The following is a 3079-nucleotide window of genomic DNA, read 5'->3' as shown; positions in this document are numbered from 1 at the left end:
GGCCACGCAACAGCTGCCGCTGGAGCGCTTGTTCCTGGGCGCTCCCAAGCTGGATGTGCAGGACAAGGACTGGACGCCACGTGCCCAGTTGAGCCTGTCTGCGCAGTGATGAAAGTGCTGCGAAACACCTTGCGATTTCGCATTTTTTGGCTTGCCTTTAAATAAAGGCGAAAATACCGGTTTGCCCAGGTGCTCATGTGCCTGGGCTTGCGCTTGGAAAGTCTGCCCTCATGTGGGTTGGCACTGGCCCGTTGCAGCGTTGACTGCGCTGGCTGCCAAGCATTTTCTGACCCTTACATGACATCTATTTCTCCTAGCAGCACCATGTCTGATGCATCTGAAGTGAACCCGGCCTCTGCCAAGAATACTGAGCAACATCCGCTGGATGCATTGACGGGTGGTGCTTTCTCCGCCGAGACGTCGGGTGATCGCGCCGCGCGCATTCGCGACTGGTTGGCGACTCAGCCCACGGTCGAGCAACTCCAGGACGTTCACAAGGAACTGAGCAAGGGCGACAAGAGTGCTGCCCGTGCCGTGCGCGAGCGCCTTGACGAAATCCGTCGCACCGCGAATCAGGAAAAAATTTCCGTGGAATGGGCCGAGAAGGCTCAGGCACTGCTTGCTGCAGAGCCCTTCGATGCCGCGGCTGCAGCTGCCTGGCAGCGTGATGCCGCCAAGGCCGGTGCCGCGCTGTCGCGCGAGCCTCTGTCGCAGTTCAAGGCCCGATTGGGCGAGCGCGTGAAGGCTGTGGAAGACCTGCAGCATCGCACCCAGGTGCAGCGCGAAGTGGCGCTGCTGCTGGCGCAGCGCATCGAAGTGTTGTCCACCAAGTCCTGGAAGGATGCCAAGGCGGTGCTGGAAGCCCTGGGAGTCGATGTCGCGCGCTGGCAGGAGCAGGCCAAGGAGCTGACCGGCGACGCCAGCTGGGGCAGTGTGGACGGCCGTTTCCCGCCTCAGCTGGAGGCAGCCTCTGCACAACTGGCGCTGGTTTGGGATGCTTTCCAGTCTGCACTGGCACAGACCGAGGCCGCGGCCGCGGACGAGGCAGCGCCGTTGCCCACGGTCCCCGTCTGGGCCGACGAAATCCGCGTGGCTCGTGGTTTGCCTCCCGAAGCCGCAGCTGTGGAAGTGGCCAAGCCCGCCGCACCGCGCGCAGCAGCCACCGGCCGTGGCAAGCCCACGCCCGAGCAGGTGGAAGCAGCCAAGGCTGGCCTGGGTCAGGCCCTGCAGGCGCTGAAGGCAGAAACTGCAGCTGGCAACAGCCAGGCTGGCTCCGAAGCCGTGCAAGCCATGCGCGCAGCCATCAAGGCCCATGGCCGTTTTGTGGACGAAGCGCTGGTGGGCGAAGTGCATGAAGCCCTGTTGGCCGCCGGTGAGGCCGAGGGTTGGCAGCGCCATCTGGCCGAGAAACTGCGCGAGGACCTGGTGGCCAAGGCCGAAGCCTTGCTCAACCGTCCCGAAGGCCAGGCACTGGGTGGTCGCAAGATCCAGGAAACCCTGCGCAGCCTGCGCGAACAATGGAAGCAGGCCGACCAGGGTGCCATGGCCAATCATGCGCTGTGGAAGAAGTTTGACGAGGCCTGCAACGCAGCCTACAAGGTGGTCGAGTCCTGGCACGACAAGATTCGTCAGGACAGCACGCAGGCCAAGGCGCAGCGTCTGGCGCTGATCGAAGAAATCAAGGCCTGGGCTGCAAGCAATGCGGCCAGCCAGGACTGGAAGAGCATGTTGCGCGCGCTGCGCCAGTTTGGCGAGCGCTGGCGTGAAAGCGGCCATATCGGCGAAAAGCTGTTTGCCGAACTGCAGCCCCTGTTCAAGCAGGCCATGGCTGCTGCCGAAGCGCCCCTGCAGGCTGCACAAAAGGCCAGCCTGGAGCGTCGCCATGCCATGATCGACGAAGCCACGGCCTTGGGCGCAGCCCCCAGCCTGCGTATCGACGCCGTGAAGGCGCTGCAGCAGCGCTGGCAGGCGGAAGCCCAGGTGGTGCCGCTGGATCGCAAGCACGAGCAAAAGCTCTGGGATGCATTCCGCAAGCCGCTGGACGATGCCTTCAATCGCAAGAGTGTGGAGCGTGGTGGTCGTAGCCAGGTGGCGGTTGAGTTGTCCGAGCATGATCGTCGGGTGCTGGATGCGTCCAAGGCGGTCGAGGCGGCCAATGCCAGCGGCGATGCGCAAAAGATTCATGCAGCGCTGGCCGAGCTCGAAGCGGCCATCAAGGCTCAGCCCGCCAAGTCTGATGAAAACCAGCCCCAGGGCCAGGCAGAGCAAGCGTCTGAAGCTGTTGAGGCGCAAGCGAGCGAAGCCGCTGCAGTGGCCAAGCCTGCACGCCCCGTGGTGGCTGTGCGTGGCGATGACCGCCCTGGCATGAGGAAGGAAGCGGCAGCTGTTGCAGGTGGTCGTCCTGGTGATCGCAGGGATGGCGGCCGTGGACGCGATGCAGCGCGCGGCGAGCGCGATGGTCGCGACAGCCGTGATGCTGGCCGTGGCCGTCGCGAGTTCACGCGAGAGGAGCGCGGACCGCGCCTGGCCGATCCGGCCTTCCGCGCCCAGCGTGATGCCGTGGAGCATGCCCAGGAAGCTCTGCGCAAGCTGGCGGCACAGGCGCACGGCGAAGCGCTGACTCAGCTGCTCGGTGCCTGGCAGGCTCGTGATGCTGCGCAGCTGCCATCGGCTCAGCAACTGGGCAGCAAGGTGACGGCGCCTGTGCGCTCTTCCTGGTCCGGTGCTGTGGCTGCTGCACCCAAGGGCAATGCTGCAGAGGCCCTGCTGCGCCTGGAAATGGCTGCCGATGTACACACTCCTGCCGATCAGCTGGCGGCACGCCGTGCGCTGCAGCTGCAGATGCTGACCCGCCGCAACGATCCTTCTCCCCAGCAGACCTGGGGTCAGGACGTGGCCACTGTGCTGGGCAGTGCCAGCGATGAGGTATCTGCCCGTCGCCTGCAGACCGCACTCAAGCAATTGCTGCGCAAGTAAGCGACATATCGCCTCGATGGGAGGCGGTTGCCAAAGAAAAAGGGAGTCGTTGAGCTCCCTTTTTCGTATGTGCTGCGTACTGTCAGAGGGAGTCGGGGGCGCC

Annotated in this window: 1 protein-coding gene; it reads left to right on the top strand. The window is 64.5% G+C overall.

Annotated elements, in window-relative coordinates:
- The first annotated feature begins 324 nt into the window (after positions 1-324).
- Positions 325-2976, top strand: coding sequence for a DUF349 domain-containing protein (locus AAIL66_RS24125; RefSeq protein WP_343497942.1), 2652 nt, complete (start codon positions 325-327; stop codon positions 2974-2976).
- Positions 2977-3079 lie beyond the last annotated feature (103 nt).

The sequence above is a fragment of the Comamonas sp. F1-6 genome, from assembly GCF_039581415.1.
In the GTDB taxonomy this organism is placed as follows: domain Bacteria; phylum Pseudomonadota; class Gammaproteobacteria; order Burkholderiales; family Burkholderiaceae_C; genus Comamonas; species Comamonas thiooxydans.
This window is presented reverse-complemented; position numbering and strand designations above follow the sequence as displayed.

What these genes read in the sequence shown, in the direction of transcription:
- AAIL66_RS24125 (WP_343497942.1), top strand. Translation starts at nt 325, where the DNA reads ATGTCTGATGCATCTGAAGTGAACCCGGCCTCTGCCAAGAATACTGAG.